This window comes from Thalassolituus maritimus, from assembly GCF_900156675.1.
Classification (GTDB): domain Bacteria; phylum Pseudomonadota; class Gammaproteobacteria; order Pseudomonadales; family Oceanobacteraceae; genus Thalassolituus; species Thalassolituus maritimus.
This window is the reverse complement of the sequence record NZ_FTOH01000022.1, coordinates 1-4,215: the sequence shown is the minus strand read 5'-3', so window position 1 is coordinate 4,215 and position 4,215 is coordinate 1. Positions and strand designations below refer to the sequence as shown.

The 4,215-nt window shown below is 49.4% G+C and carries 5 protein-coding genes and 1 pseudogene; 5 read left to right on the top strand and 1 reads right to left on the bottom strand.

Features of this window, described 5'->3' with window-relative positions:
• Nucleotides 1–98: 98 nt before the first annotated feature.
• Nucleotides 99–1,265: pseudogene (gene tnpC, locus BW941_RS17485) on the bottom strand (IS66 family transposase); the annotation flags it as partial.
• A 546-nt stretch (nucleotides 1,266–1,811) separates the two neighbouring features.
• Here tnpC and BW941_RS17475 point away from each other — a divergent pair.
• From BW941_RS17475 to BW941_RS17900, 5 genes are all read left to right on the top strand, one after another.
• Entirely contained in the window at nucleotides 1,812–2,153 is a 342-nt protein-coding gene (locus BW941_RS17475; protein WP_076518244.1) for a hypothetical protein, read from the top strand.
• Between the two features lie 117 nt (nucleotides 2,154–2,270).
• Nucleotides 2,271–2,405: a hypothetical protein gene (locus tag BW941_RS18070; RefSeq protein WP_281251190.1), complete on the top strand. Its 135-nt coding sequence runs from the start codon at nucleotides 2,271–2,273 to the stop codon at nucleotides 2,403–2,405.
• 82 nt (nucleotides 2,406–2,487) lie between these two features.
• The gene (locus BW941_RS17470) at nucleotides 2,488–2,724 is read left to right on the top strand and encodes a hypothetical protein (protein ID WP_139325884.1); all 237 of its coding nucleotides are present in this window, start codon (nucleotides 2,488–2,490) and stop codon (nucleotides 2,722–2,724) included.
• A gap of 623 nt (nucleotides 2,725–3,347) precedes the next feature.
• On the top strand, nucleotides 3,348–3,620 hold the full coding sequence (locus BW941_RS17460) for a hypothetical protein (RefSeq protein ID WP_076518239.1): 273 nt from the start codon (nucleotides 3,348–3,350) through the stop codon (nucleotides 3,618–3,620).
• A gap of 205 nt (nucleotides 3,621–3,825) precedes the next feature.
• A partial coding sequence (locus BW941_RS17900; RefSeq protein ID WP_217693622.1) for a hypothetical protein occupies nucleotides 3,826–4,215 on the top strand: 390 nt, incomplete at its 3' end.

Genomic DNA, 4,215 nt, shown 5'->3' with positions numbered 1-4,215 from the left:
AACGTATAGCGATCATAGTTTCTCTTTTTTGTTTGTCCCACACTGCACCTCTTTAATGAACAGAAAAAACTGTCCATGAAAGTGGTTACAGATCATTTTGCATGTTGTTGCCGACAAGCCAGCCTTGATTCGTCATCCATATCCCTGGCGAGGCGTTCAATATCATACAGCTTGCCGATTTGCTCCAACGCAGACTGAGCCAGAGTGCTCTGGTTGGCCATGTGCAGATCAAAGAACTTGCGACAGGCATGTGCCATGCAGCCTATTTCTACGATGCCGCCACGAAAGCTGGCCTTGTAACCGCTGAAGTCGTCACAGACCAGCTTGCCCTGCCAGTCACACAGGAAGCTGCGAGCACCCTCACCGGATCGGCCCGGAGCAAAGTCGTAAATCACTGCATTGAGCTGCAAGAATGCCGTGCTTGTATAAGCCCAGACGTAGGCCTTGTGGGTCTTCTTCTTGCCGGGCTCCAGCATGGATACAGGGGTTTCATCTGCATGCAATACATCTTGTTGGTGTAGCAGTTCTCTGAGCCGGTCTACCAGCGGTTGCAGGGCGACACCGCAACGGCCCACCCAATCGGCCAGTGTGGAGCGCGCCGGCTCGACGCCTGCTCGCGCAAAGATCCTTTCCTGTCGATACAGCGGTAAATGATCGCCGTATTTCGCAACCAGCACTTGCGCAAGTAAGCCCGGCGCCGGGATACCTTTATCGATCACCTGTGGAGGTACCGGTGTCTGTACGAAGGTTTCACAGTTAGGGCATGCCCATTTGCCACGGATATGGCGCTCAATAGTGAAGGTTCCGGGAATGTAATCCAGCTTCTCTCTGATGTCTTCACCGATACGGCGCAACTCACAGTCACAGTCGCATCGGGTCGTATCGGGCTCATGATGGGTCAGCGTACGCGGAAGGTCGCCGGGAAGCGGGGCGCGTCGTGGGATTTGTTTCTGTTTGGGTTCAGCCTGAAGTAGCTGCTCATGCCGTGCCAACTGCTCTTCAATGGCTGCGATGTCTTCATTAACCAGATCATCGAGCAGGCTACACTGCTGAGAATTCAGCGCCTCGCTGGTACGGGCAAACTTGTGTAGCTTGAGAATGGCCAGCTCGTGTTTAAGCTTGCCGTTTTCCAGCTCTACATGCTGGATCCTGCGATCCCTGGTGGCGATCACCTCATCTTTCTGCTGAGTCTCACGCAGCAACTGTTCGGCCAGCTCACGCAGCTGGTCAGGTGACAATTCCTTGAGGTTCAACGCCGGTTTCATGGCGTTTACTATGCCAGTAAAGTGGTGACGATTACAGTACCGAGATCGCGCTTTGCGTCCCTGCCTGTTGCCAGGGCAGACCGACTACCAGTACCCCACTCAGGACTTACGTCCTACGTCACGCCTACCTCTTGCGATTCCGCCACTCCTAATATATGACTTTACAGGGGGTAATTTTCACCCCACAACAATCGGAGCTGAACATCAGCTCTTAACTTCTACTTTGAGGACTTCAACATGACAGCCAAAAAACTCGCTGCTGCATCTTCCCAACTATTTATATCCAGACCTATCTTCTCTGACAATAAGTTTGCGCTTTACCGATCAGGAACGCGCTCATCTGCATCCAGCTTTCTATTTTTTAACCGTCGATGGCTTTGATATTTGTATCGCGGCCGTTGATCAGTTGGGTGGCCACTGGGTCGTCACGACGTTGGGCGCGTCAAAAACCGGAAGCTCTGAAGCCGTATATCCGAAATCGTATGCGACTAGGTCGCTCGCGGAATCGGATGTTTGGGATATGTGTGAATAGATTGCGAAAAATCTATGAATCATCAGGATCTGGGAGTTTCTCATGCTGTATTTCTGGCGTACCTAAACGGTAGCTTACCAAGTGAACGCCAGGTGGTTTTATCTCAGCGGCACGCAGCGTACGACCGTTCTAGGCATGTCACTACCGTTTCAGACGTAATCCATCGGCTTGCTGAGCGCCGCCAAGTTGCTAACTACCAGCTGGCTCTAATTCTTGGAGTGAGCCTGAGCAACCTGAAAAAATGGCGAAAAGGTGCCCCCGTTTCTCGTCAAACTCGTTTTACGCTGCAGCGTTTATTGGCATCCGACATCGAGTGGGACGAACTAATTTCATATGCGGAAACTGATAATGACTGACTACAATAATGCTATTTACCGTGCGCTCCGAGCAGCTTATGAGCTGCGTTCAGACGACTGTTCTGAACTGTGGATGAGCGCCGGTTTGAACTGTCTAATTCGAAAATACGCAGCTTCATGTTATCCCCTGACAATCAGGATTACAGTGAAATTGCCACACGACGCCTGAAGGCTTTCCTTCGTGAATTACTTAATCGTCAGGGGTTGTCTGTGCCACGTATGGCGATAGATATGCAGGTGTGTGCGCTTTAAGAGGCTGAAGGTATAATTCCTAGCGGTGATCCTCTCCGCGATGCGAGAGAAATCCGTCAAGCGCGACGTGGAGGAGAGTGGCATGACTGATCAAAACGATGTCGATCAGCTTGAGTTGGCAATATCATTGCCAGTGATTCGGGCTGATATTCCTCAGCACCCTGAGACGTTTGCACTTTTTCCAATTTTTGCGCCGGTTAATGATCGGTCGAAGATGGATACCGACTGGCAAAAGCGAGGTCAGTTCTCCTACTCTTTCCCTTGGGGGGTCTGGAACGGCATGGGCCGGGACTTAATATTTATGATGAAGATACTCTGATAGCCCTTTTCCATTTGGCTCGCCAGCATCGGCATTAAGGCGCACCTGGCAAGTTCCCTATCCCTCTCGCCGGTGAGTCTACTATCGTCTATTCAGGGGTTGTTTCTCTTTGGGAGGTTAATAAGTTCCTCGGCAGGCCTGATTCAGGCAGTGCGTTGAAAGAAACATGGGAGAGTATTGAGCGTCTGGCACTGACGAAGTTGACGATTACAACCTCAGAGGGTGGCCACACTAATATAAAATTGTTTGAGCATCGAGCTGCGAACTTTAATCTTGATTCAATTCACACCGGCTGTTGTTTCGTTGCTTCTAAAGGTTGTTAACATCAACATCCCGTTGAGAATGTCCCTGTCCGTGACTGGTAAGGCGATTCACCGACATCTTGTAGCTTTGGGGCCTGGATTGTACGAAATAGCTATAAGCGACTTCATGGAGCGCATTCACTATACCGGCAGACCCGGCGACTTCAGAGATCAGTTGATTGGGCGTTCTGCCCGGTCTTCGATACTGGGGCAACTCCAATCTGGAGGTGTGATCGGTGAATATCAACTTGCTGACAGGGGTAAGAAAGCGACATTTGTAATTGAGGTTCTTTGAACCGGAACAACACAGGAAAGACGACAATGAAGACCAATGCCGGAATGCTTAAGCAATTCTACGATAGCGAACGTTACTGGCCAAAGGGCTATACGGTATACGATTTACTCATCATCATTGAAGGCCATGATGACTTGACTGAGGAATTCGAAAATATAGGCGAATATATCCGTAGTCTTGCCGATAGTACGTCTATCGAGATTATTAGTGGGGTATTAAATTGGGAATTAGATGATTCTGTCGATCAACGAGAGCTTTTTATTCGAGATCAATTTACAGCCTTCAGTACTAATCAATAAGGAAACCACCCGTGCAGATCACGGATTTACCATTCTTTACAACAGCATCGATTCTGCGTCGTGAAAACCTGCCTTTCCACCGATTCTGTGTCGTAAGTTACACCGACTCTGCGTCGTGATTAACTATTTGATTTATATAGGATTTTTTCGAAATATTAGGCCTGAATATATAGTGCCTTCAATTTAAAATTAAACGCAGGACGCAATGAAACAGATCCCATTTAACTTTGGTGGAAACCTATGCGGGCATGATAAGCAGGTTCCTGATTTCCGTCTGGTTCGACCAATTAAGACTGGAGTTGCGGGTATTCCGCTTGTCTTGATTATGGCTGTTCAGCGCCTCACGGGTTATTACGACCGCCCCACCCTACTACCCAGTCTTAACCGTGTTAATGACTCTGATCGTCAACAGAGAAGTGAGCGGCGGGAGGCCTGTATTGTTACGCTGGCTTCTGCCCTAAAGTACACGGATCTTTCCAGTATCCGTGTTGGGGTACTGGGGATTTCCCCTCGTAAACGGACAAATGCCTTTGTAACCCCCGCCACTCCTGGCCTCCAAGAGGGGGTTACTCTCAATTTTCTTATTGTTGCGGAG